This is a genomic window from Vibrio ouci (assembly GCF_004551525.1).
Classification (GTDB): Bacteria; Pseudomonadota; Gammaproteobacteria; order Enterobacterales; family Vibrionaceae; genus Vibrio; species Vibrio ouci.
Genome location: NZ_SATR01000002.1, coordinates 116,388 through 140,787, shown reverse-complemented (window position 1 = coordinate 140,787; position 24,400 = coordinate 116,388). Strand labels below are relative to the sequence as shown.

Sequence of the window (24,400 nt, the reverse complement as noted above, 5' to 3'; positions counted from 1 at the left end):
TTAAATAATCATATTGGTAAAAACACTATAATTCGGTTTTCGTTCAGACATTTATATTTCTCCTAGACTTAGCTTGAGGGGCTATACGTGAGGAATTTCTTTAATATGCCACAGCTTGCAGGAAGGCAAATAGAAGAGATGGCGGATATTCGAGCAACACGAAAATCGAATATCGTTTTGCTCTGCTCGTTGATATCAATTGTCATCCTAACGAGTTACGGGGTAGTTCGTTACCTAAGCAGTGACTACTTTCTTTGTGCCATCAACTTCTTTTCGTCTTTGTTACTGCTGCTCAATACCCTCTACCTTTATAAACACCAAGTTTTCAATCATAGTGGCTTAGTTCTTAGCGGCGTTCTTCTCTTCCACGGTGTTGTTCTGCTGCTCTATGGTGAACACATCAACGATCGGCTTCTTTGGCTTTACCCTATTATTGCAGTACTCATTTTCGTTAACGACTTCAAGGTCGGTGCGTTAATGAGTGTCGGGTTTTGCGTTCTCACCTTAATCGCCATTCAATTCCCTCAAGCAGTGCATTTTTCTGAAAGTGGCTCTAAAAGCCGCTTCTTACTCAGTCTGTTCTCGCTCTGTCTACTATGCAACATATCGGCGTATTACTACGCCAAAGTGATGAACTACATCCACTCGCTGTATTTAGAAGGCATCGAAGATCTTGCCTATTTGGATCAGCTCACCGGGCTTGCTAATCGTTGGAGCTTCGAAAACTGGGCAGCAGGCAAACTGGTGGAGAAAGAAAACAGTCCTAAGATCACTGCCATGGTATTTATTGATATCGACAACTTTAAATCAATCAATGACACCTATGGACACGATGTGGGTGATCGGGTTTTACAGTATTTCGCCAAACGCTTAAGAAATAATGTCCGCAACAAAGATCGAAAAACCGATAAACACGACTACTCGATTGCGCGCTTCGCTGGTGATGAGTTCGTCTTGCTGCTTTACGATGTGAAAAAAATAGACGATTTGGAGAGTATACTAAACCGCATAAGCCACCTGTTTACTGAAAGCTATCAATCGTCTGAACGGATAAATACACTAACAGTCAGTGTGGGTGTTTCGCTCTATCCGGATGACGCGAGCACGCTCTCAGAGCTCACCCGATGCGCAGACAAAGCAATGTATGCTGCGAAGCATAGTGGTAAAAACCAATACCGCTTCTACAGCGACAACAAAATACCTCGCGCTCTTTCTGAGCAGGAAAAAAATCTCGCGAATGTAACTTCGATTAAATAGGTTAACGAGTCATATACATTAACCAAAGTGAGAAAACCATAATAACAAGCATCCATACTGCGTAGCGGACAGTATTAGGTTTGTCGCGTTTAGGTGCAACGATCGGTCTAAAAGCGGCATCTTTCAGCGCGGCTCTTCTTGCTGCACGCTCTGTTTGAGGTGTAACTCCTCGTTCTATTCTCTCATCACGACGTTGCTGCGCTTTCTGTGCAACTCGACCAAATCGATGTAGCTGATCTGCCGTTAACTCCTGACTAGGATCGTAACGAGTGCTAGAGTCGGTATGTTTTGGAACAACTGCCATAAGCATCTCCTCTCGGTGATAGTCATACTCTAAGTATAGTCAACACTTGTAACTATAAATCTGATAATAACGACATCATTATTCGGTTTTCTCGAAAATGCGAATAACTTCTCTGTCACTCAATATCAAAGCAACCCCTATGCCAAACAACCAAAAATAAATCTAAGCATATGGTTTCAAACAACTATTAATCTCGACTAATTCTCAAGCATCCGCTCTATTCTCAAATAAATTCTCAATTTGAAGAAACAAAAAAGCCAGCAACATTCGTCGCTGGCTATCTAATATCGTGCTTTTCACTCGATTATGGCTGTTGCTTCGTTGGCGCTAGAGCAATTTCACGGATACACACATTCTGTGGTTGGCTGTAAGCAAACTCTACTGCGCGAGCAATATCATCAGCCGCTAGAACACCACCCATGTCTTCTTTCCATGAATCGTAGCCATCTTTGATATCTTGTGATGTGGTATGAGAAAGCAGTTCTGTTTCAACGGCACCTGGTGCAATTGTTGTAACACGAACATTTGATGCTGCCACTTCTTCACGTACGTTTTCAGAGATAGCGTGTACTGCGAATTTAGTACCACAATATGCCGCATGATTTGGGAAGGTTTTCTTACCCGCAATTGAACTAATGTTGATAATCGTACCGCTGTTACGCTCCATCATTGGCGCAAGGACCGCTTGCATACCATTTAGAAGACCAAGAACGTTAACATCAAACATGGTTTTCCATTCTTGTGCATCTTGAGTGTCTATTTGACCAAGAAGCATTGCACCAGCGTTGTTTACGATAGCATCTACAGGGCCGAATTTTGCTTCGCCCTGAGCAATAGCAGCTTCAAAAGAGGCTTTGTCTGTTACGTCTACTTTTACTGATAAAGAGTTTGGTAGGTTAAGCGCTTCAAGACGGTCAATACGACGAGCTAAAAGAAGTAGAGGATGACCTTCATTGCTCAAACGACGAGCAATAGCTTCACCAATACCTGAACTAGCACCTGTGATTACGATTAGTTTTTTCATGTTAATATTTCCTCTGTTGAAATTCGTTTGCAGCCTGTGTTGCTGCGATGGAGGTATATTAGAAGAACTCTCGCTGTTGATATATATCAATTAGGTTGAAACACTGTTGCTACACTGCAACAATCAATCCGATTAACGCAAGAACAAAAGGCCTATGATCTTTTGTAGCCAAGCTCGGTATTCAAGCAGTAAACCACTACGCGGAATCCAGACCGGGGTAGATAATACCGTCTTCGCTTTTGAAAACGTTCTAAACCCTTCCTCACCATGATAATGGCCCATACCGGATTCTCCGATACCACCAAAGGGGGCATCATCTGCGGCAACATGCAAAAGCGTATCGTTAAATGCCACTCCACCACTGTGGGTTTGCTCAATCACTTGCTGCTGAAGCAACTTGTCATCAGACATTAAGTAAAGTGCCAGCGGTCTTGGCTTTGAATTAATGAACGTAAGCGCCTCATTCAAATGCCGGTAACCAATAACCGGAAGAATCGGACCAAAGATCTCTTCTTTCATCACTAGCATTTGTTCCGTGAGCCCAGTGATCAGTTGGGGCAGCATCTGGCCTTGTTCATGGTCGACATAATCAATGGTATGAATCGTCGCACCTCGATCTTTGGCGTCTTTAAGGTAAGAGAGCAAACGCTTGTGTTGCGCCTCATTGACGATATGTGTCGCCTCTTTCAATTCTCCATCTTCGACATAGAGTTGAAAAAAGCGTTCCAAATAACACTCTATAAATTGCAGCTCTTTTCCTTGTGGAAGCAGTACATAATCAGGTGCAACACAAATTTGACCCGCATTGATCGACTTGCCTAGCATAATCGCATCCACTGCTCGTTTGATATCGGCATCATCAGCAATAAGTACCGGAGACTTTCCTCCAAGCTCAAGAGTTACCGGAGTCAAGTTGCTGGCCGCCGCTTTCGCCACCAGCTTACCGACCTTGGTAGAGCCAGTAAAAATGAGGTGATGGAAAGGTAGAGAAGAGAAATATTGAGCGATGTCTGCTTGCCCTTCGACGATATAGACATCTTGATCCAGCACCGAACAAATTTGGCTCAGTACGGCGTTTGTGGCTGGCGTATGCTCGCTTAACTTGACCATTACGCGATTTCCCGCCGCAAGGGCAGTGACAATCGGTGCGATGCTAAGAACAATAGGAAAGTTCCAAGGAGCAATCACCCCAACAACCCCTAACGGCTGATACTCGACTCTCACTTTTGAAGGCATTAACAGCAACCCCGTATGGCGCTTACTGGGTTTCATCCATCTTTTAAGGTGCTTAATGGTGTAATTAATGTGACTAACGGCTGGCAGTACATCACAGATGAGGCTGTCAAATTCACTACGATGGCCATAGTCTGAGTTCAACGCTTCGACGAGTTGAGATTGGTGGTCAAGTAAATTCAACTTTAGCTGCTTGAGCTTATCTAGCCTTTGCTCAAGAGTTGACGAGGGGTCAGAGTGATAGTGAGTGTTGATCTCAGTAAACAAGTTTTGAAGATCTTGTTCACTCTTAACGTGTTCCTTGTGCCATTTGTTAATGTCTACAACTTTTTCCATTTTAGTAGCCAACCATTAATTATTCTCCGTTAATATTAGCTACTATCCTCGCCAAAATCTTCTCCCTGATGACTTTTACGCTACAGAATTAAATCAAGCAGCATATTCGCTGCTTGATTCGTCACTACAGTTGAGGAAATTGAGCTTGGAACTTATCTAAGCTTACTGCCCCAGCAAGCCGACTGGTTTTGATTTCTTCTCCACTCGGGGAATAGAAAAATATCGCCGGAGGACCAAAGACATTACGCTGAGAAAGCCAAGCCATTTGTTCCGGTGTACTCTCTGTTACGTCTAGCTTAATCGTTTTCCACTCGGCCAGTTTTTCTGCGATCGTTGCATTACTGAAGATCTCTTTTTCTATCACTTTACATGAGACACACCAATCAGCATAAAGGTCGACCAACACAGGCTGTTGTTCATTTTGCGCCTGCATTAGCGCACTTTCTAATGCCGCAATGCTGGCAAGTTTAGTAAACGACGCTGAGCTCGAAATAGGCTGCTGAGGCGCAGTCTGTGCTTGCAATGGATTCAGCGGGTCAGCACCACCAGTAAGAAACCCGACAAACAAGACCAAACCATAAAACAACGACATAAAGGCCGCCAATTTACGCATTCTAGCCCAACCTGGCTGAGCGCCTTCTAGCGCCCCGAAGTGAACCCCGGTACCTATTGTGAGCATTGCCCATAGCAACATGGTCAACCATGCAGGAACGAAGCGACTGACAAGTACAATCGCGACCGCAAGTAATAACACGACAAACAGCTGCTTTACTGCAATCATCCACGCACCACTCTTAGGCAGTAACTTACCACCGCTGACACCGATAAGAATCAAAGGAATTCCCATCCCCAGCGCCATAATAAACAGCGTAATACCGCCAAATACCCAATCTTGTGTGGTCGATACATACAGTAAAGCGCCAGCTAAAGGTGCACTGACACAAGGGGAAACAACCAAAGCGGACACCGCTCCCATACCAAACACACTGACTACTCGACCACCACCAAGTTTGTCAGAGCGGCTGTTAAGCTTATTTTGGATTGAGGAAGGCAATTGCAACTCATAAAAACCGAACATTGCTAATGCTAAAGCAACAAATACAATGGCAAAAAGGCTAAGCAACCAAGGTTGCTGCATCGCAGCTTGCAAGTTAACGCCTTTTGCAATTGTCGTGACTAAGATCCCTGTCATCGCATAACTCGTTGCCATGCCTAGAACGTAAGAGCTCGATAGAATAAGCCCTTTACGCCCTGTCATCTTAGCGTCACCGCCTATTATGCTCGATAAAATTGGCACCATTGGTAGCACGCAAGGCGTCAGAGATAACCCTAACCCAAGTAAAAAGAACACCAGAACAGCCTGAGCTTTTGACGCACTGCCTAAAAACTTTGACAGGCCATCAGTATCATCAGCTAAGTTTGAAATATCCTGCCAAATAGAGCTCTCATTCGGCGTCGAGTTGATATGCTCTGGAACCGACAAAGTGATCGTCTGAGGTAAGTAGCATAGCCCTTTATTGGCACAGCCTTGATAACGGACTTTGATATCCCCTACGCCGCCGTACGGCAGTGTCAATGTCACGGGTTTATCGAATACCTCAACCTGACCAAAGTACTTGTCCGTTTTAGACTTACCTGCCCAAGAAAAGTCGGCTTCCCCAAGCTTGACTGATTCGTCAGAGCTAAATTTAAAGCGTGATTTGTATAAGTAGTAATCAGGATGAACAGCAAAGTGCACTTGCAAGCCCGCCTCACTCACAGACCACTGATATGGGAATGCTTGCTCTACAGGCAGAAAATCGTCGTCTTGAGCCCATGTGGCAAAGGAAAGAAACACCATTAAGGTGACAATGAACTGTTTCATTGCGTTAGAAACTCCGTATCTTGATGTATTTTGAGCTGATCATCGATAAAGATGACGCCCACTTCGTCAGGGACTGGAAGTAATGGGTCAATAGTGAGCGCGGTACTTATCGCCCCAGCTTCTAAAGCACTGGGGGCAACAACGGTCACCGATAACACTTTCGGATGGGTCCCTTTGTCAGACAAAATGTGAGAGGTTTGCTCGTCAGAAAATTGCGTTTTGCGCTCATAGTGTGCAGAAGTCGTCAAAGCTGAATTAGCCAATGGCAACGAAAAAAAAGCTTGTGTCGGGTCATTAGGGTTAACCACCGCCACATTAAACGCCTCTTGGTTTGGTTTAGAACCCAGCACACGGATGTCGCCACCAAAGTTAATCAGCGCCGCTGTTACGCCCAAGCTTTGAGCAAGATTGAACGCTTGATCAATAGCAAACTCTTTGATCACTCCACCAAGGTCAAACCGCGTTTCTTGATGGCTGATACACAGCTGACTACCCTCAAGGTGCCAGGCCTCTTCACCCATCATAGGTTGAGCCATTTGATAAACCTGCGCACGACTTAGGCTTGCGTTCTTGGCTAACAACCACTTGAGTGAACCTACTGTAGGGTCAAAGACTCCAGCCGTTCCCTTCACCAGATTTTTCAGCGTTTGAAAAACGACGAGGGATTCATCGTCAAGCAATACTGACTGACCGCTACGTTGATTTAATTCACGTGTCAGCCAAGATTGCTTAGAGTAGAAGTTATATTTTTGCTCTAGTCGACGAGTGTTTTGTTCAATCATCTCAGCAATTTGGCTCGCCTTAAGCGAGCCAAAAAGTTGCACTTCACACGGCACCGTCATTGCTTTAAAGCGATGAACAAATGGCCTATTAGAATGCATAGGTCGCTCCAACGGCCCACCATTGCGCTTCAAAACCATTGGATTGCTCATAATAAGCACCAAGAAGGTTAATGCTCACACCTTTGTATACCTTGACGCTCGCTCCTAGCTCATAGGCATTAGCGGTATAGTCGCCTAAACGAAGATCTGACGTCGCATAACCAGTAGAAGCAAACGTCTTATCCGAGCCGTAAGGGTCACGGTAGAAATCAGCAGCGTCTTGGGTATACCAAAAATACCCAGGACCTAACGTCAACCAATCGGTCACCGCCCAAGAGAGCTTACCTCCGACTTGGTGCGACATGACTCCCCAATCATCTTGGAACCACTTGTATCTTGGACGAACGACCAAAGAGTCAGTGATCGACCAAAAGGCTTGCAGGTTAACGCCACCAGACAGGCGGGTATCCGGTCTTGAATCTTGAGCTAAGAACACCTCATCAGTGCCAATTTGGCCATCTTCATCGATATCTATTTCACGCAATACCGTTAGATAATGGTTGCTCAAATACCCTGAACGGTAGCCCCCATACCCCGTAAAGACCGCATATAGGTTTGGCGTGAATACTTGAGAAAGCCCGGCTTCAACACTGCCAGTAAAAATGTCCTCCCACTCTTGGCTGTTGCCGTAGTTCTCATATTTTTGGAACGCCAACGTTTTATCAAACAGAGCGGCTACACCTAAGCTGTATGAGCGGTTCTTTTGCGAGTCAGCATAGATAAGCCCCTTGCCGTTAATGCCAACACTTTCGTAGTCCTCTTCAACAGAAAAGTTATGCCCAAAGGTCCATTCATTGCGATCTTCATCTCGATAAGTTGCACTCGCACTGAACGATTTACGCTTATCTTCTAAGGGCACTTTCTGAATCTCGTAGCCGCTTGCATGTGGATCGTAACCGGAACGAATAACTTGATCTGTTTTTGCCTGAGCCTTTTCCGTCATCTGCGCACGGTTTATCGCATCGTCTGGCCCAGAAGGTGGTGTTGTCGCCCCCCAAGCTGGCGAAGCGCCAGATACCGTGTCATAGCCGACTTCTAGATTGATCGTCCAATCCAAACCGATGCTTTTCTCAAATGAAACGACGCGATCGCCCGCTTCAACTTTATCGTCATATTCTTGGTAACTTAGGTAATGAACAGAAATATGATCTTCAGCCATTACATTATTGGCCACTGCTGCTGCACCGAGCAGCGTTAAGGGTATTTTTTTCATTGTGTTTTTATTTATTTAGTTACAACCACAGCCGCCGCCACCGACGCCACTACCACCAACCGATCCTTGCTTGTAGGCAAACACCTTTTCTGAGAACAAATCAAACTCTGGGACTGGACCACCTGGCTTCATCTCTTTTTTTGCCAGAGTGCCTTTCTCCCACGGTTTAACAGGCTTAATGCCCAATGCCTTGTCGACAAATTCCCATGAGGATTTGTTCTCTTTTTTCGGCTTGTTAAGTTTTAATTGAGCGGTACTGGGCTTAACCATTTCAACTTTGCGCCTCGCCGAAGGCTTTGCGCCATCGCTGCTGTACACTTTGCTTGAAATGACTTCCTCTTCGAAAATGCCCGAATCATCTATGACTTGGGTCTGCGTTGGCTTCGCTTTACCCAGCCCACTCAAATCTATTTTGGGTGCACTAAGTGCCAGAGAAGGAAACAGCATCGCTAACGCCACATAAGTCGCACGAGTAACAAACTTCATAGCTCCACTCCCATTTCAGCTAGGTCTTCAGTAATTACCTGGCTGATGTTGTTTATCGCCCCAAAACGGACTTTGAGTATTTGTCCTTGGTAGATGTAATAGAGCGCAGGCATGCCGACAGGCTTAAATTCGTTGACCAGCGATTGCTGAGGGTCATTAACCACTGGAAACTCCAGACCAAGCTCTTTTTGAAACGCCAGTCCCACTTCGACTTCTTCATCAACACCCACTACGGTGACACCCGTACCATCAAGGGTTTGATAGAGAGAATTCACTTCCGGCAGTTCATGGCGACATGACACGCACCACTCAGCGAAGAAATCCACAATCGTCAATTTATTAGGATCAAGAGATAACCCTGCAGATGCCGCATCCGTCAGCGTGTCCCCTTCTTTAAAAGCCAACGACGGTAGTGACGTTAATAAAGCGAGAATGACAACCCATTTCTTAAACATTATTTCTCCTTAAGTTTTTGTTTTAATTGTGAGTCTGGGTAGACTTAGTTATTGCCAAAATTCAATCTGGTGTCGTATTGAACGCTCAGTAGCTGCGAGAAATAGCTGTCGAGCTCTTGAGTATTGGAGGCCGAGAAAACGCCGTTAGCGTCCCCTGCGCAGCGAGTAAATTGTTCAAGTCGAGCGCCGTACACACCGAAGCCAACAAAATTCAACGCAACCCCATAGTCTTTAGCCCTATCGCACAAACCTGCATTGATTAGCTCATCGAAATGGCTACCGTAATCGGCACCATCGGTCATTAGCACTAACTTGCGTTCAACCTTGTCGAAGTTGCGATTAGGCCCAACCTCCCAAGCCTTTTGCCAATTTGGTGTGAGCTGTCTTAGCCCCCAAATCAAGCCTTGATAAGAAGCCGTACCGCCTTCGGTTCTAAGCGAATCAACGGCATTCGTCACTTGGTCTAAATCGGCAGTAAGCGGCAAGGTGACCGACGTCGCGCTACAATCCATCAGCCACTTATCCGGTTGAGAAGTTTTAACTGGGGTTTGGTCATGGGTAACATCCAAATTTGCCACCGTGTGAGCCGCAGAAAACTTGCCACCAGATTCAGTGATACCTTCGACACAATAGGTTCCGGTGTCATTGAGCCAAGGAGCGTTATTGACTGAAACACCATCAGAAAAAGGCACTATGGATACCTTGATATGATCTTTACTAAGGGCGTTGTTCTGCTGCTCTTTTAGTGAAGCTAAGCCGCGCTTTAAAATGTCTTTTAAGTCATCAAGATCGCCGGCCATTGAACCTGAAATATCGAGCACCATGATCAGCTCAAGTGGCTCACTCGCGACATCTTCAGTCACATAGGCTTTTTCATTTGCCGTTGAACTCGCAACGTAAGAAGCATCCGACAAAGTCAGCGAAGTAAATATGGTCGATAAGCTGTAACTCAGCGACACATTGCAGCCACTGTGAGTCCCAATTTGACCGCTCACTTTGTCAATTTTTGGTCGGTAGTAATCAAGATAACCTTGGGTCACGGTTTGGTCATATTCACCACTAAACTCACACGCAAAACTCGCCGCATCTGCTGCTTGCATTGCTCGATTGGAAAGCTGCACTTGGTAACCAATCACAATGGTTGATGCCGCTGCAATGATCATTGGAATCAGCATGGCTAGATAACTGATTGCTACAGACCCATTTTGCTTTGATATCGATTGATTAAAGTGCATAGCGCCCTCCAATCATCACTGCTTTGCTCGTCAAACGATTCGGTAACACAAAGCCGGTCAATTCAAACTGCGAATCGAGACTAAATGGTTTTTCAACGCATAAAGTGGCCTGAACTAAGGTTGCTGTTCGACCTTTAAGGGCTCTTTCATCTCGCTCACTTTTCGGCGCTAAGCCAGACAGGCTTTCAATAGAAGATGCCGCAGTACAATTTGCTCCGGCAGTCCGTTGAGTGGACTTGATATCACCAGAGGCTGGATTTTGGCGTCGAATCTCTAATTTCAAACCAACGTTCTCTGACGTGATTCCCGTTGGCAACATACGTTGAGCAATCGTAAGTAGCTCTGTGCCCACAAACTGCTCGTCGATCAGTTCATCTAGCGTCAGCCCCGCAGTAGATCCCTTATCATCAAAGGTTCGCGCAACAATATCGGCGAGCATAAATGCCGTACTGTCGAGTCGTGTCTGGGTATACATCAGGCGATAAATGGAGACCAAACCAAAGACAATCACCATGATGCCAACAACAACAAATGGAAACTCAATCGAAGCCACACCGCGTTGCTTTGATGCAGTTTTAATGGTCATACGCCACCACCATCACGCGCTGCAACGTCATCGACTCTTTCCACACTGCGCTTAACTTAGGGATCAACAGGAATGAGAAATGATAATTCACTGTATATTGGCCTAGCTTGGCTTGTGTGGCAGACGTCATACGATAGTGAGCTAAATCACTGACTGAACCTGCATAGCGGGGAACAGAAAGCTCGACCTTTTCCTCTTCCAGCAATGGATAAGAGGCAATCTTGGCTTTGACGCTTTGATTGGCGGCGTACGTTGGCGGCATGACACGCGCAACGCGCATAGCTTGATTGACGGCTGAATCAAAGACCATATTGATCCAAAGAAAGCGCGTCAGTTCGAATATCACCAACAGCAGCAATACAAAAGGCAGCGCGATCATCGCGAACTCTAAGGATTGGCTACCTCGTTGACGTTTCATCGTACTTCTCCGTCAAACTGATTGGCTAGATTTGAGTAATACTGGCCATTGCGCTCAAGCTCAGCTTGCGACAAGTCTTGAGCCGCAACTTGTTTAGCGGCCTCAACATCACCACTCATCGCATATGACAACGCTAAGTTAAGCCGTACTTTACTGCTTGCCTCTCCACGCTGATAAATAGGATATAAGATGCGGATACTTTGATGAGGCATTCCATCCAACATCCACGTGAGCGCTAAGTTATTTCGGTATTCAACACTGTCTGGTGTTAGAGCAATCGCTTGGGTAAACACCTCTCTCGCGTCTTGATATTCCTGAAGTAATGAATGTGTAACGCCTAAGCTATTTAAGGCCACATCGTCTGACGGCGCGTCATTTACTGCTTTGACTAGCGCTGATTTCGCTTGCTCTAAATGACCTAAAGCAAGGTGAGAGCGGCCGATTTCACGCTCGAACTGATGCGAAGGAGAAATCTTCTGCCCTTTCTTTAGATAGTGTAATGCTTCGTCATACCGACCCGACTGGTTACAAGCTGAACCTGCCAGAAACAGCAGTTCTGCATCATCCGGAGTCGACTCCAACCTTTGCTTGTAGATCAGTAACGCATTATCCGCGTGACCGTTTAGCAGCGCGGTATTAGCCAGTTTTAGGTCATCGGTTTGTTGCTGTGGCGCACTTTGACAACCCATTAAGGTAAGCCCCAAGACAAGGGCGATAATTGACTTTTTCATAATTGACCTAAGGTTTGGAAGAGGCTGAGCACCATTGGCGCAACAATGATGACAACCACAGGCAGCATGATGAACACGACCAAAGGAAATGACATTTTCGCTGGAATTTTACCGACCCACTCTTCGAGCTCTAACATATGGTATTGGCGGTTATCTGAAGCAATCAGTTTGAGCGCTTCCGCCATTGGCGTACCGAACTTCAGCGCTTGCGACATAGTGACTATCATGTTGTTCACTTCAGGCAGGGCTAATCTAGTATCCAAGTTGATCAATGCTACTTGAGGAGAATCCAACACCGCCATTTCCGTGGCCGTCACCAGCCACTCTCTTGAAAGCGATGGCGAGATACTTTTCATCTCTTGGCCGACCGTACTAAAGGTCGCTTCAAGGCTTTGCCCTGAGGAAACACACACCACCATCAAATCAAGTGCGTCTGGGATGTTTTTAGCAATCTCTTGGCGTACAACATTGACTCGCCAATCTAAAGCTCTATCAATGGCGATACCTGCGATCAATGCAATCACGACGCCTTGAGCAAAGCCACCAACATCAATCGAAAGCTGCTGAGAGTAAAACCAAACCACTCCAGCAACAGTCATTGCGCTGGCACGCGCGGTCATGAAAATTGATTCAGCCTGGGATGAAACATATCCAAGCATGGCGAGCTTTTGAGTGCGCTTTGGGTTTCTCGCCCAACGTAAAACACCGCCTCTAGAAGCTTGCACAGCGCCAAACCTTGCAACGCGATCAAGACGAGACTTAACGATGTCGTACTGGGTAGCATTAAGGAAACCAGCAATAACACCCACAGCTCCTAACACAAGACATGCGATACCAATTGAGAGGATCATGTGAACCTCCTATTTTTGGTCATCATCTGTAGAGTGATAGCCCCCAACAAAATGCTCACTGCGCAGTAGATCAACACTGATTGACCCGTTTCGGTTTCAATCAGCAGAACAAATAAAGAAGGGTTAATCCAAGCGACTACCGCCAACAGGCCAAGTGGTAGCAGTGAAAGAAAACGCGCCGCCATGCGAGGCTCAGAGGTCAAGCTCTTCACCTTTTTTTGCATGGTGCGATTGTCATGCAAAGTACGACTTAAACTGTGTAGAATTTCGCGCAGTTGACCACCATTGCTTTGGTTTAATACCAGCGCAATAGTGAAGTAGCGAAAGGCTTTATAAGGTAGGCGAATACAAGCTTCGTTTAGGGTATAGCGCATCCCGTGGCCCAGCGCGAGCTGATCTTCAATACGAGAAAACTCACGGCCCAATAGCCCACCTTGCGACTCAGCCACCTGAGAAATTGCCTGAGGCACAGATAGTCCAGCCGAAACCGCTCGGCTAATCAGCCCCAAAACTTGGACAATGCTCTGTTCGAACTCTTCAATTTGCTGTTTCTTACGCATGACAAATAGCATCAGAGCCAACACAACGGTCGCGGCAAGCCCCAATGCAATTCTCCACTGAGCGTCGATCATGCCGAGCATCATGTAGTTCACTACGGGTAGCACGATAAGTGCCGCCATAAGTAACGTTTTGTCTTTAGTAGAAAACAACGCATCTAGGCGCACAAACAGTCGTGATACACCGCTTGAAGGCGTCGCTTTACGCAAGATAGAAGGCGTACTATCTTGACGAGCCTGTGAATTTAACCCGTTTAAACGATGCGTCACTCTCGTTTTGAGTGAGCGTCGCCATAGCGCATAAAGAGCCAACACCAACAGAAACAAAACAGCTGAGAGGTAAATCATATCTCTAGCTCCATCGCGCGGCGAAGCAGTGGCTCTAACTGATAATAAGCCGCCTTGGTCACGAACAGAGGTAAGGTTCGGCTCGACTGATAGGTGCCTTGCAGGTTCCCTTGCACATCTTCGCCACTCATGACATATCGGTATAAGTCTTGGGTGACATACTGCTCGCCCTCCAAGCCGATGATCTCAGTGATGGCAACCACTCGACGCTTGCCATCACGCATGCGCTCGACCTGAACCACCACATCAATCGTATCGGCTACCTGACGTCTAAGCGCAAACAAAGGCAAGTTAGACTGAGCCATCATTAACATGTTTTCTAAACGAACCAGTGCATCCGTTGGCGAATTGGCATGCAATGTCGAGAGCGAGCCATCGTGACCAGTATTCATTGCCTGCATCATTTCAAACGCTTCTTCACCACGAACCTCACCAAGAATGATGCGATCAGGGCGCATACGTAGTGCGTTTTTCACCAGCTCTCGCTGACCAATTGCAGGTAATCCCTCTGCATTAGCAGGGCGCGTTTCAGCTCTAACCACATGGGGTTGCTGGAGCTTAAGCTCAGCCGCGTCTTCAATTGTAACGATGCGCTCAGTTGGCGAGATGCTAAACGACATAGCATTGAGTAGTGTTGTCTTACCTGCGCCTGTTCCACCAGCCACTAATACGTTGAGCCTAGAACGGACAATGACATCGAGTAACTGAACCATATTGCTCGACATCGAACCATTGGTCGCGAGTTGATTCAAAGAGAGCTTATCTTGGGTGAACTTACGAATCGAAATGTAAGTTCCGTCCAGTGCCAGCGGAGGAATCATCACATTAACACGGCTACCATCTTCTAAACGCGCATCCACAAGGGGCGATGTTTCATCAATACGTCGGCCAATTTTGCTGACGATACGTCTCGCTAAGTTAAGCAGTTGCTCTTCACTGCGAAACACAACGTCCGTTTTCTGAAGTTTACCCAGCTTCTCGACATAGACTTCTTTATAGCCGTTGACCATGATATCTGTGATGACCGGATCATTGATCAGTGGTTGTAATGGCCCTAAGCCACACATCTCATCAACCAGCTGTTTCACAACAGTGAACACCTCACGGTGGCCGAGAGGAAGCTGGTCAGCGGAAACAATATCGGACACCAGATGATGGATACGCCCTTCAAGCTCCGCTGGGCTCAGTTTAACCACCACACTAGGTTCAATCGCCTTAATCACTTTGGCGTGAATGACTTGGTAATGCTCCCTAACCGGATCAGAGTGAGCATTCGTTACCGGAGTCGTGGGGTTACTGCGCGGCTCAACCGTTTTTCTAGAGGTGGTAAACATTAGGCACCTCTTAACCAACGGCGGCGTTTGGTTGTCGTCTCTCCACCCACAGCTTTGCTCGCCAGTAGATCAAACGCTCTCGACACTTTACGGTTACCGTTTAACAATGAACGACCCAGTGACTCTTTGGCTAAGAAATGGTTAGGCGCATAAGGCAATACAACATCGACCGCACAACCTAACGCACGTTGAACATCATGACAGCTGATCAACGACGCTTTATCTGATTTAGTATGGTTAACCACAATCAGATTGATCTTATCTGACTGACCATTTGCCGTTGAATCCAATAGCGCCAGAATCTGCCCTGTGTTGCGAATCGACGATAAAGTCGGTTCTACCACTAAAACCCTGACATCCGCTTGAGCCAATGAGCTAAATCCGATCTGATCACGCATCGAAAACGAAGGTAAATCCAGTACCAAGGTATCTGAGTGCTGAAGCGATAACTTTCTAAAGTGGTCTAAGGCGCTTTTCTCTGGCCAAAACGGCGTAGAATCCAGTGGTAAATACCCAGTAAACAAGGTCACGCGGTCCGAGACTTTAATACCACTTCGCTCATACACCACAGGCTCAAGGCGTTCAGGGTACTGCAGCATCTCCACTAATGCGGTGTTGCCTTGCACATCGTATTGCAGGTCTAAGTCACCAGTCGCAAAATCCATATCGGCAACAGTGAGTACTTCTCCTCGCTCCGCCAATTCACGCGCTAAGTTCACCGCAATGGTTGATGCGCCAACGCCCCCTTTTGCCCCAACAACAGCAATCACTTTACCTGTCGTTGTGTCTGCTTTGTTTACTTGGAACTCTGTCGCGTTGAAGGCGCTGATTTCAACTGGGTTGAGTAGATACTCACTCGCACCTGCAGAAACCATCGCGCGATAAAAGGCGATTTCTCGATTGTCGCCGACTGTGACAACCTGAGCTCCTGTTCTCAGCTTGATGGTATGTAGCATGGTTTTCGCTTGTTCAATCGACAACTGAGAGACATCCAGCACCACAATCTCGTGGCCATGTTTCACCACTTGTTTGATGATTTGCTCTTCTTCCAATGTTGTTTGAACAAGGTTGCTAATGCCCTTTTCAGCGAATGCTTGAGTCAGACTATAAATATCGAGACGCTCTGATGCGGCCACCAACACAGACAAGGTATGCGTTTTCATATCAATTACCTCCAAACTCTGTCGATGTGTTTCCTTCGCTACTGGTTTGGCTGCCAGAGTCCATTGTAGGTGCGATGTAACCGTCGATCGTAGCGACCGCTTTAGCTCCATTGGTTGCGCCTAACTGTTCGCCAACAACTAAGTCTTTCGGGTTCGCGACCATCTGAGCTAATGCAACGGATGTAGCGCAGCCAAACGATGGATGCTCTTTGTAACGGTTGATGAAGTTGTTACTGTACTTCTGCGCTTGGCACTTAGGCACTTTGGCTTTAAATGACTCAATCAGGATCTGAACGTCACCCTTACCCTTCTCCGTTAGATGCTCACGATGAATATTTTTAGCCGCAATGCCTTGCTCGATAAGTAACGCTTCAATTTGATTTAAGCCACGTTGACCGCTTTCGCTTAAACTCACCAGCTTGACGTTCAAACCATATGGGGAGCCTTTACGTTGCACAAACTGCTCAACCGCTTCACTTTGCTTTGCGGTTAAAGAGGAACTTTGCATGGCTAATGTCAGCTTATTGGTCACCGAAACCACATCCAGCGCCGGCGATCGCTCAATCGGAGATGAACTGCATCCGCCAAGTAATACCAAGGCAGGTAAAATGTATTTGATCATGACGTAATTACCTTAGTAGTAGAAACCGTTATCACCGAGCAAACGTGGCGCTCGATTGTCCGTGTAAGTGTCTTTGCCTTTCACCTGCTTACTGCGGGATCGAGGAATCGCGAGCAAGCGCTCCAGATCGCTAAGTGGCAGTAAGTTATCGGTAGGAAGAGGTAACGCGTCATTACGCACTGGCTCAACAAGATAAGCAGTGGCAATAATGATCAGTTCGGTTTCTTTACGTTGGTACTCACTTGAACGGAATAAGCCACCTAAGATTGGAATATCACCAGCGCCTGGTAGCTTCTGCAGTTGATCAATTTCACTGCTTTGAAGCAGGCCACCAAGTGCAAAGCTTTGTCCGCTTGCCAATTCAATGGTGGTGGTAGCACGGCGAGAAGTGAATGATGGGTAAGTATTACCATTCAATGTCGTTTGATTGTCGACCGACACGCTACTCACTTCAGGTGAAACTCGCAGGCTAATACGATCAGGACCAAGCACAACCGGTGTAAAGTTCAAGTTAACGCCAAACGGCTTGTACTCGACGGTTGCCGTATCACCATTAATCAATGGCAACGGGATCTCTCCACCAACCAAGAAGCTAGCATCTTCACCTGACATGGCGGTTAAGTTTGGCTCAGCAAGAATCGACATCGTGCCGTCAGACGCCAGGGCATCAACCAGCGCACCTAATGTTGGTTTTCCCCAGCTGCTTACATCCCAAGCTTTGGTGTACAAAAAACTCCCCATACCCGCTTCAAGTGAGCCCCACTTAATACCCAATTTGTTGGATACGTTACGGGATACTTCCGCAATGCGAACGCGAATGTTCACTTGGGTTGGCATGGTTACCACCAGTTGATTGACGAGTTCATCACCGTTTTCACTGCCATTGTTCTGAGTTGAACTGTCAGATGAAGTCGAACCGTTTTCTGATTGCTGAGGAGCAATCACCGGCGACAAATACCCTTTTGCTACGCTCACAATGCTATGCGCCATAACGGGTGTTGGTACATTACCTTTTAACCACAATTTTCCGCCTAACGACTCAGAGTGAACCGATGCTTCTGGAAACTGCGCTGCGATCAACGAATCCAATTCCTTAGTATCATGAACAACACGAATCTTGTTGTTGTAAATGACGCGCTCTTGGGCATTTAAGATGGTAATGGTCGCGGTGCCTGCCTGCATACCAAACACCATAATCTTGGTGTTGGTCATCGGCTGGTAGTCCGCAATATGTGTATTAGAGATGAAGATCGATTTCGCATCTTGCGGCAAGTTGATCATCTTCGCTTCATTAATATTTACTTCTAGTGGCGCTGCCCATGAAGCAAATGAGAAAAACAGACCAGGAAGCAATAACAAGCTCCACCAGCGGAATGCTTTATTCATAGTGTCCTTTCCTATCACGACTAGTTTTTATCTTTCGTTGGTCGAAGCTGAATCAAACCTAAGTCTGGCGCGACCTGCTTACTATCAGGGTTGAGCAGTGTTGAGGTGACGGTGTATTTCTCACCGACATCAGGAATCATTTCACCCGCTCCGCGCAGTGACAATGTCAGCTTACCAATTTGATTCGCTAGTACGATTTGGGTCGCTTGTTCAGGCGTAACTTCCAAAGAGACCGAGCTGTTATCAGGAATATCTGCGCCGTAAGCAGTGCGATTCTTCTGAAAATCTTGTGGGTCAACATATTGATTAAATGCCAACACTCTCACGTCAATAGCAATGGTCGTCACGTAAAGACCCGCGACTTGATTGTCATACTTCTTGAGTTCTTCGACTTGAGAACCCAACAGCAAGATATCGACCTTGTCGCCGGGCTGAACAAATCCAGAATTGGCGGTTACCGCATCAACCGGAACTGATATTGCGCGATGGCCACTTTGCACTTTAAATGCCATCGAGATGCCACCAGCTGGCGCTTCAAAGTCATCCGCAGACATCACTTGACCAGACTGAATCGCCGTATGCGCGATACCCGGCTTTAGGTCTAAACGAGAAAACTCTTCCTCCGAGATAAAGTCGAGGTAGTTATTAAGTTCTTGCTCCGATACACTTTTCCATTGGAACATATTGAGTGTATACGGCTGACCCACCACTACTCCCTGCTTAGCTACAAGGACGCGCTTGAACACTTCTGCAGCCGCTTGCGGTTGATCGGATTGAGGCTTGCTTGGATTGAGCAATAGGATAGCGATCCCCACTGCTGACAAAATCAAAGAAAGCAACATTAGTCGTTTCGCTGTCATGATTTTTCCTTAACTTAACGAAACTATTCGCCTGAATCTGCAGACTGTTCTAATGAGGTGATAACGGTGTCATAAGCCTGAGTGATCGCTTGCGTTAATCGCCCGTCACTGCCGCCGACTAAGGTGAGCAATACGACCGACATCGCTGCGGCCAAAATTGCGTATTCAATTGCGGCAGCTCCGCGTTGTTTTTTCTTATTCAGCATGAATAGACTCCTAAAAAGTGAGAGTCAGCCTCCAATGGAGGCTGGATTAATTATTATTTTTTAAAGATTTGGGTTATTTAGCGACGAAGCGATATAGGAACTTACTTTGGCTCGTGCTGCCGTTATAGCGAGTGTTTGATTCACCAAGTTCTATTTCAACGTATTCAAGACTTGTTCCTGTCGTACCATTCGTGACGTAGTAGTCATAGTCGGAATAATCGCTACTTGTTGGCGCTGCGTATGGGAATACCGCAGCATCTGTAGGGATCAGACTGCGCACATCATCCACAGATGGTAAGCCCCAATTTGACTTGCCACACATACCACCTTGATAGTTAGCGAGCTCCGTTTGGATGTTGTTAAACGTCTTATAACGCTCACTTGGTGTTGCATTGTGGAAAAGCTGCCAAACTTCCCCTGTTGTTGGATGCTTAGCGCACTGTGCAGAGGCACGATCCGCGACGATTGAGCCGTCACTAGCGATATAGTCCCAAGCAGCAGAGTCTTCGCGCATTAGTCGTGCCATAGTGACGTACTGGTCATAGCTATCGCCATCAAGGTCAAACGCGCGTAGGCCAGGTCTCTCACTGGTATTAGCAAACACATAAGCGTATTGCTTTGAAGAACTCGAAGCGGCACTCGTCCAATAGTAGAAACGTGTTCCCCCACTGTAGTAAGACTTATCGTATTCTGGAACCAAGCCTTTGTGATTCGGGAATACATTGACATCAATCGTCTTGCTTGCGCTATTAAGTCCTGCGACAGTTGCTGTTTCCAATGACTTTATTTGATTTGGATGAGGCATCTTCCAGTCATTGAAGCCACATAGATTGTCATTGTTCGCTGTCTCTAAGACGCCTCCAGCCCCGACGACACTTGGTAAATCAGCCCCCGCTGCATTGTAGACGACTTCATCTTTGCTGCCAGGTAGGCCACTACTCAATAGTGTCCAAACTCGTTTAGTCCCCAAAACATTGGTATCGAGCACACAACGCCAGCCCTGTTGATAGGATGTCGCTTTAGGCAAGTAACGACCTAATGAGTCTAACTTTGCAAATTGACCATCAATTAGAGCATCAGATTGCGCTACTACAAACCCCGCAGAGTGAGCACGGTTTAATCCATCTTCTGCTGTAGTATGTAATGTATCGGCATTATGAACGGCAATCGTTGAATCTAACTCAGTAACCAAATCTGTCATTGCAGAAATCAGCGCTACGAATTGGTTATCGATGCCATTCAATGCATTGTTTAGAGCGGCTTTTAGCGCATCAGTGGTGTCATAGTCACTTTCAATATCAAATAATGCCGCGTAAAACGCCAAGGTCGCTTGGTGGATAGCGCTACCAGAGTTTGCCGCGAGCAACGTCGCTTGCGCAGATGTCATTGACTGAGAGTGTGATTGAATATTTGCGAGCTTCTCCGCGAATTCGGTGGCTTCGATCGCTCCTACAAGCGCGACATTGTTTTTGCTTAGCTGTTCAAACTTGTTCTCAAACTCTGCCACTTTAACAATGAAAGCTGCACTCTCGCTATCCGTACGAGACTGAGCAATTTTCGCTTCAAAAGCTAATTTACTCACAAGCTCTTGCTGCTGAGCTTTTTGCGCTTCCCAACTCGCCGTTAGCCCATTAAGAGCGCTTAGCTTCACGTTAGCTTCGCTACTTAACGCAGTGTAGCTCTTTTGCTTGGCTTGATTTGTTGCTAACCACGTCGTTAAAAACGATGTCGCTTGAGTCAACTCAGTAGACTGCTGATATAAGAAGCTATCTAGCGTCGGTAGTTTGCTATTAATGTCCGCAACAAGTTCAGTACCACTCGCAAGCTGCCATTTCACGACAACATTTGAGTAGGAAGGTGCGTCCGTCTTCACTCCATTTATGTAAGCTATCGCTGTCCCAGCTTCATCTAACCAAGCAATTGAGTCATTTGAAATTAGGTAATACTTCGCGTAACTCGGCAGTGTATCTATACTACGGGTTGTTAGTGTGAGCGCTTCTGCTGCTTTAGGTAATTGCCAATGATTAATGCCACAAGTCGTTAACTCAGAGACTCTCGTAAATACGTCCTCAGACCTTGATACTGAAGTCACTGCCCAGAATGTTGGTTCGCCTTCTCCATTGCTATTGTATTGGGCAATACACTTTGTATCGTAGCCATTCCAGCCATGGTATAAACTGAACCCTGATGACTGATTCCATGTTTCCATTGGAACATATTCAAACGCACCAAATTGCCCTGTCAAAGCCGAAGCCCACAGGATCGAACCCACACCATTCTCTTTGCCCGCAATCGCATTCTGTTTAACTCGGATACCCACATCGCTTTTGTCATAGGCTTTAGGGCCAACAAACTGAGGATTGTTTGTAACAGCGTGCCAAGTAGTACCTTTATCTACGGTAAACTCATAGTACTCAGCTCGGTCATAATACTCGCCACTATTGACGTAATCCCAACTGATCATATTTGGCACTACGCCGTTATTTGCTACCTTGATTGCACCATTGCTTGGCGCAGGCAGTGTCGGCGTTTGGGTATACGCTTGTGCCGTTAGCGCCGCAGCACCTGCCAGGCGACCATTTTGTCCATTGGCACGGACGCGAATTTGTACTTCACCTGCCCGTTTTGCAATATCACCCACCACGATTGGCTTCGCCACGGCTTGTGTCCATGTTGAGCCACTATTGGCTGACCACTCGTAATCAGCAACAGCGGTAAAGCCTGCAACATTCACCCAATCTAAGGTATTTGCAGTGTCATCAACGACAAGAGATGTAGGCGCCACGGGCGCGTCAGGTTGCTTGGTAAGCTCGTCAGTGTTAGACAAAACCTCACCCGCGTCACGACCATCGACTGGATTATGCTTTACTCGAACTTCAATCGTACCAATAGCATAGGCACGATCTTCAAGTTGCACAGGTTTGGCTTGAACCGGTTGCCACTCGCCAGCCTCAATTCTCACTTCGTAATCTTGAATCGTTTCAAAGCCAGAAACCCAATTCCAATCAAAGGTATTTAGCGCATCATCAACCACACCATGATTCGGTGCTGGCGGTTTTACTGGCGTCACAGAGTAAGGTTTGTCATTACACAGTAAGCTGCCGGTAGCATTGCTGGCCGTCTGTTTTACTCGCACACAAACATCACCAATAGAAAAATTACTATCAGATAAATCGTGAGGGTTATTGCTTACATCGCTAAACGACTTACCACCATCGGTCGAAAGCTCGTAGTCAGATACGTCTGCGAACCCAGACACATTGGTCCAACCAAACTGGTTATTCGCATTATCGACAACAGGAAGTGTCGGGCTAGAAGGCTTATTGGTAGCTCTAGTAAATGGTTGTGTAACCACAAGTGCGCTACCTGCAGGGCGACCATTAGTAGCATTCGCTTTTACACGTACTTGGATCGTGTTAGAAGCAATATCCACATTGCCGATCTGTACCGGGTTTGTTGCCAGCTCGTTCCAACCTGACCCTAGATTAATTTCATAATCGCTAAGGTTAGGGAATCCTTGAACTAGAGTGATTTCTAATATATCGGTGGCATCATCAGCTCGAAGCACTACCGGAGCGGTTGGCTTAGGTGGCGTCACCGTTAAAGGTTGAGTCGATTTCGCCATTAGACCCGCAGGGCGTCCTTGGGCACCATCCGCTTTAACTCTTAGCTTTAACTCACCAGCCGCTACTGCGATATCACCTACGTACTGTGGCTTTACTGTTACTGGTTTCCAATGGTTGCCACTATCTACTGAGTATTCATAGTCTTGAAACGATGAAAAACCAGTAGCCCATGTCCAATCTAACTCATTGTTCGCATCATTGAGGTTTAGTGCCGTTGGCGCAGGAGCAACAAGCGTATCTGTGTAGGCTTTATCAGAAACTAAGACCGAACCCGTAGCGATCGACCTTTCAGGCTTGGCAGCAACACGGACTTGCACGTTTCCTTGAGGGATTGCTCCAGAACCTACATTGATCGGCTTTTGAGTGACACTTTGCCAGTTCATACCACCGTCTAATGAGAATTCGTAATCTGAGATAGCGTTGAAGGGTTTAGCCCAATGCCAATCAAAAGTATCGGCTGCATCATTGACTGCTGGATTTTTTGGTGCGTTTGGTCGAGATAAAACCTTATCTCCCTTGATATCATCAGGGGTAATCTTTAAATCGTTTTTATAGTCACCCGCAATTTGAGCTAGCGCTTGATCGGTATTTTTCGCTCCGTGAGAGAGATTGTCTGTACGCTGCTTTAACGCGGCGACATCAAGATTCGCCAGTCGCTGCATTGAGCCTTTTCTTGCGTGTTCTTCAGTGACACCGCCGCTAACTGAGCTTTCTTGAGCGGACTGAAGTACCTTGGTGATCCCACGTGCCAGCATATGAATCTGCTGACTTTCATTGTTCGAACTGCCGACATAGTCAGAAGTAATCGTCTGTTCTGAAACATTCAGATCACTAGCCAAACTCTTAGCCACGTCGTCGAAACTGACACCCGTCGTTTGTGCTATGCTCGATACCATAGAGGTCAAAGGGCTAATGATTTCAGGTCGAGTCGCTGGCGCCTCTAGAGTAAAATCACTAAGTAAAACTTGACCTGGATTATCCATATCTTCAGTGACGCCAGAAAGCGCTTCGACAAGCAGATTGTAACTAGAAACATCGCCCTCGAACGGCAGCTCGTAATGACCACTTTCATCGGTCAGAACTATCGCACCATCTGCACTATCACAAACAGAATTACTGTTCTTATCCAAGCAGACATTGGCGTTTTTTAAGTAGCCATCCATCACGACACCAGACAAACTCTTGGCAGATACCTTACTTTCTGGCGAGGAAATCTTCGCATCAGATTCGCTTCCTCCGCCACAGCCAACAAGCGCAATTGTTATCGCGCCAGCCCCAAGTTTTTTGACCAGTAGTCCCACCGTCCAGACTCCATGATTTATAAAACCAACAACAAAATTGAGCGGCGATATTAATTTAAATGATATTTATTATCAATATCATTTGATCTTTTATTTTATAAGATGATTAAATAGCAGCGATTA

General features: G+C 46.4%; 22 protein-coding genes. 1 reads left to right on the top strand and 21 read right to left on the bottom strand.

Annotated features, from left to right (window positions below; all coding sequences use genetic code 11):
- Window positions 1–105: 105 nt before the first annotated feature.
- A complete protein-coding gene (locus tag ELS82_RS02280) occupies window positions 106–1,257 on the top strand; it encodes a GGDEF domain-containing protein (protein ID WP_134834041.1) in 1,152 nt (383 codons plus the stop codon).
- A gap of 1 nt (window position 1,258) precedes the next feature.
- On the opposite strand, the gene ELS82_RS02275 is transcribed toward ELS82_RS02280, so the two are convergent.
- The 21 genes from ELS82_RS02275 to ELS82_RS02175 all read right to left on the bottom strand — a co-directional run bounded on the left by ELS82_RS02275 (window position 1,259) and on the right by ELS82_RS02175 (window position 24,277).
- A complete protein-coding gene (locus ELS82_RS02275; RefSeq protein ID WP_134834040.1) occupies window positions 1,259–1,561 on the bottom strand; it encodes a hypothetical protein in 303 nt (100 codons plus the stop codon).
- Between the two features lie 304 nt (window positions 1,562–1,865).
- Window positions 1,866–2,585 carry an SDR family oxidoreductase gene (locus tag ELS82_RS02270; protein WP_134834039.1) on the bottom strand — a complete coding sequence of 240 codons (720 nt, stop codon included), beginning with the start codon at window positions 2,583–2,585 and terminating at the stop codon, window positions 1,866–1,868.
- Window positions 2,586–2,717: 132 nt separating this feature from the next.
- Window positions 2,718–4,154 (bottom strand): coniferyl aldehyde dehydrogenase, encoded by a 1,437-nt coding sequence (locus tag ELS82_RS02265; protein WP_134834038.1) that lies wholly within the window; start codon window positions 4,152–4,154, stop codon window positions 2,718–2,720.
- Window positions 4,155–4,278: 124 nt separating this feature from the next.
- Window positions 4,279–6,018, bottom strand: coding sequence for a protein-disulfide reductase DsbD (gene dsbD, locus ELS82_RS02260; RefSeq protein ID WP_134834037.1), 1,740 nt, complete (start codon window positions 6,016–6,018; stop codon window positions 4,279–4,281).
- Entirely contained in the window at window positions 6,015–6,899 is an 885-nt protein-coding gene (locus ELS82_RS02255) for an FAD:protein FMN transferase (RefSeq protein WP_134834036.1), read from the bottom strand. Before ELS82_RS02255 ends, dsbD begins: the two co-directional genes overlap by 4 nt.
- On the bottom strand, window positions 6,889–8,112 hold the full coding sequence (locus tag ELS82_RS02250; RefSeq protein ID WP_134834035.1) for a DUF3570 domain-containing protein: 1,224 nt from the start codon (window positions 8,110–8,112) through the stop codon (window positions 6,889–6,891). The genes ELS82_RS02255 and ELS82_RS02250 overlap by 11 nt, the downstream gene beginning before the upstream one ends.
- Window positions 8,113–8,127: 15 nt before the next feature.
- Entirely contained in the window at window positions 8,128–8,598 is a 471-nt protein-coding gene (locus ELS82_RS02245; protein ID WP_134834034.1) for a DUF4266 domain-containing protein, read from the bottom strand.
- Window positions 8,595–9,053 (bottom strand): TlpA family protein disulfide reductase, encoded by a 459-nt coding sequence (locus ELS82_RS02240; protein WP_134834033.1) that lies wholly within the window; start codon window positions 9,051–9,053, stop codon window positions 8,595–8,597. The genes ELS82_RS02245 and ELS82_RS02240 overlap by 4 nt, the downstream gene beginning before the upstream one ends.
- A gap of 44 nt (window positions 9,054–9,097) precedes the next feature.
- Window positions 9,098–10,288 (bottom strand): vWA domain-containing protein, encoded by a 1,191-nt coding sequence (locus ELS82_RS02235; protein WP_134834032.1) that lies wholly within the window; start codon window positions 10,286–10,288, stop codon window positions 9,098–9,100.
- Entirely contained in the window at window positions 10,278–10,874 is a 597-nt protein-coding gene (gene tadF / locus ELS82_RS02230) for a tight adherence pilus pseudopilin TadF (protein WP_134834031.1), read from the bottom strand. Before tadF ends, ELS82_RS02235 begins: the two co-directional genes overlap by 11 nt.
- Window positions 10,864–11,292 (bottom strand): TadE/TadG family type IV pilus assembly protein, encoded by a 429-nt coding sequence (locus tag ELS82_RS02225; protein ID WP_134834030.1) that lies wholly within the window; start codon window positions 11,290–11,292, stop codon window positions 10,864–10,866. The genes tadF and ELS82_RS02225 overlap by 11 nt, the downstream gene beginning before the upstream one ends.
- Window positions 11,289–12,023 (bottom strand): tetratricopeptide repeat protein, encoded by a 735-nt coding sequence (locus tag ELS82_RS02220; RefSeq protein WP_134834029.1) that lies wholly within the window; start codon window positions 12,021–12,023, stop codon window positions 11,289–11,291. Before ELS82_RS02220 ends, ELS82_RS02225 begins: the two co-directional genes overlap by 4 nt.
- Entirely contained in the window at window positions 12,020–12,874 is an 855-nt protein-coding gene (locus ELS82_RS02215; RefSeq protein WP_134834028.1) for a type II secretion system F family protein, read from the bottom strand. The genes ELS82_RS02220 and ELS82_RS02215 overlap by 4 nt, the downstream gene beginning before the upstream one ends.
- Entirely contained in the window at window positions 12,871–13,779 is a 909-nt protein-coding gene (locus ELS82_RS02210) for a type II secretion system F family protein (protein WP_134834027.1), read from the bottom strand. Before ELS82_RS02210 ends, ELS82_RS02215 begins: the two co-directional genes overlap by 4 nt.
- Window positions 13,776–15,113, bottom strand: a complete 1,338-nt coding sequence (locus ELS82_RS02205; protein WP_134834026.1) for a TadA family conjugal transfer-associated ATPase — start codon at window positions 15,111–15,113, stop codon at window positions 13,776–13,778. Before ELS82_RS02205 ends, ELS82_RS02210 begins: the two co-directional genes overlap by 4 nt.
- Window positions 15,113–16,276 (bottom strand): CpaE/TadZ family protein, encoded by a 1,164-nt coding sequence (locus tag ELS82_RS02200; protein ID WP_134834025.1) that lies wholly within the window; start codon window positions 16,274–16,276, stop codon window positions 15,113–15,115. The genes ELS82_RS02205 and ELS82_RS02200 overlap by 1 nt, the downstream gene beginning before the upstream one ends.
- Window position 16,277: 1 nt before the next feature.
- A complete protein-coding gene (locus ELS82_RS02195; protein ID WP_134834024.1) occupies window positions 16,278–16,898 on the bottom strand; it encodes a CpaD family pilus assembly lipoprotein in 621 nt (206 codons plus the stop codon).
- Window positions 16,899–16,910: 12 nt separating this feature from the next.
- The gene (locus ELS82_RS02190; protein WP_134834023.1) at window positions 16,911–18,284 is read right to left on the bottom strand and encodes a type II and III secretion system protein family protein; all 1,374 of its coding nucleotides are present in this window, start codon (window positions 18,282–18,284) and stop codon (window positions 16,911–16,913) included.
- Window positions 18,285–18,304: 20 nt separating this feature from the next.
- Window positions 18,305–19,144, bottom strand: coding sequence for a Flp pilus assembly protein CpaB (gene cpaB, locus ELS82_RS02185; protein WP_134834022.1), 840 nt, complete (start codon window positions 19,142–19,144; stop codon window positions 18,305–18,307).
- Window positions 19,145–19,167: 23 nt separating this feature from the next.
- Window positions 19,168–19,350 carry a Flp family type IVb pilin gene (locus tag ELS82_RS02180; protein WP_004412378.1) on the bottom strand — a complete coding sequence of 61 codons (183 nt, stop codon included), beginning with the start codon at window positions 19,348–19,350 and terminating at the stop codon, window positions 19,168–19,170.
- Between the two features lie 73 nt (window positions 19,351–19,423).
- Entirely contained in the window at window positions 19,424–24,277 is a 4,854-nt protein-coding gene (locus ELS82_RS02175) for a DUF1566 domain-containing protein (RefSeq protein WP_134834021.1), read from the bottom strand.
- Window positions 24,278–24,400: the final 123 nt, after the last annotated feature.

What these genes read in the sequence shown, in the direction of transcription:
- ELS82_RS02280 (WP_134834041.1), top strand. Translation starts at nt 106, where the DNA reads ATGCCACAGCTTGCAGGAAGGCAAATAGAAGAGATGGCGGATATTCGA.
- ELS82_RS02275 (WP_134834040.1), bottom strand. Translation starts at nt 1,561, where the DNA reads ATGGCAGTTGTTCCAAAACATACCGACTCTAGCACTCGTTACGATCCT.
- ELS82_RS02270 (WP_134834039.1), bottom strand. Translation starts at nt 2,585, where the DNA reads ATGAAAAAACTAATCGTAATCACAGGTGCTAGTTCAGGTATTGGTGAA.
- ELS82_RS02265 (WP_134834038.1), bottom strand. Translation starts at nt 4,154, where the DNA reads ATGGAAAAAGTTGTAGACATTAACAAATGGCACAAGGAACACGTTAAG.
- dsbD (WP_134834037.1), bottom strand. Translation starts at nt 6,018, where the DNA reads ATGAAACAGTTCATTGTCACCTTAATGGTGTTTCTTTCCTTTGCCACA.
- ELS82_RS02255 (WP_134834036.1), bottom strand. Translation starts at nt 6,899, where the DNA reads ATGCATTCTAATAGGCCATTTGTTCATCGCTTTAAAGCAATGACGGTG.
- ELS82_RS02250 (WP_134834035.1), bottom strand. Translation starts at nt 8,112, where the DNA reads ATGAAAAAAATACCCTTAACGCTGCTCGGTGCAGCAGCAGTGGCCAAT.
- ELS82_RS02245 (WP_134834034.1), bottom strand. Translation starts at nt 8,598, where the DNA reads ATGAAGTTTGTTACTCGTGCGACTTATGTGGCGTTAGCGATGCTGTTT.
- ELS82_RS02240 (WP_134834033.1), bottom strand. Translation starts at nt 9,053, where the DNA reads ATGTTTAAGAAATGGGTTGTCATTCTCGCTTTATTAACGTCACTACCG.
- ELS82_RS02235 (WP_134834032.1), bottom strand. Translation starts at nt 10,288, where the DNA reads ATGCACTTTAATCAATCGATATCAAAGCAAAATGGGTCTGTAGCAATC.
- tadF (WP_134834031.1), bottom strand. Translation starts at nt 10,874, where the DNA reads ATGACCATTAAAACTGCATCAAAGCAACGCGGTGTGGCTTCGATTGAG.
- ELS82_RS02225 (WP_134834030.1), bottom strand. Translation starts at nt 11,292, where the DNA reads ATGAAACGTCAACGAGGTAGCCAATCCTTAGAGTTCGCGATGATCGCG.
- ELS82_RS02220 (WP_134834029.1), bottom strand. Translation starts at nt 12,023, where the DNA reads ATGAAAAAGTCAATTATCGCCCTTGTCTTGGGGCTTACCTTAATGGGT.
- ELS82_RS02215 (WP_134834028.1), bottom strand. Translation starts at nt 12,874, where the DNA reads ATGATCCTCTCAATTGGTATCGCATGTCTTGTGTTAGGAGCTGTGGGT.
- ELS82_RS02210 (WP_134834027.1), bottom strand. Translation starts at nt 13,779, where the DNA reads ATGATTTACCTCTCAGCTGTTTTGTTTCTGTTGGTGTTGGCTCTTTAT.
- ELS82_RS02205 (WP_134834026.1), bottom strand. Translation starts at nt 15,113, where the DNA reads ATGTTTACCACCTCTAGAAAAACGGTTGAGCCGCGCAGTAACCCCACG.
- ELS82_RS02200 (WP_134834025.1), bottom strand. Translation starts at nt 16,276, where the DNA reads ATGAAAACGCATACCTTGTCTGTGTTGGTGGCCGCATCAGAGCGTCTC.
- ELS82_RS02195 (WP_134834024.1), bottom strand. Translation starts at nt 16,898, where the DNA reads ATGATCAAATACATTTTACCTGCCTTGGTATTACTTGGCGGATGCAGT.
- ELS82_RS02190 (WP_134834023.1), bottom strand. Translation starts at nt 18,284, where the DNA reads ATGAATAAAGCATTCCGCTGGTGGAGCTTGTTATTGCTTCCTGGTCTG.
- cpaB (WP_134834022.1), bottom strand. Translation starts at nt 19,144, where the DNA reads ATGACAGCGAAACGACTAATGTTGCTTTCTTTGATTTTGTCAGCAGTG.
- ELS82_RS02180 (WP_004412378.1), bottom strand. Translation starts at nt 19,350, where the DNA reads ATGCTGAATAAGAAAAAACAACGCGGAGCTGCCGCAATTGAATACGCA.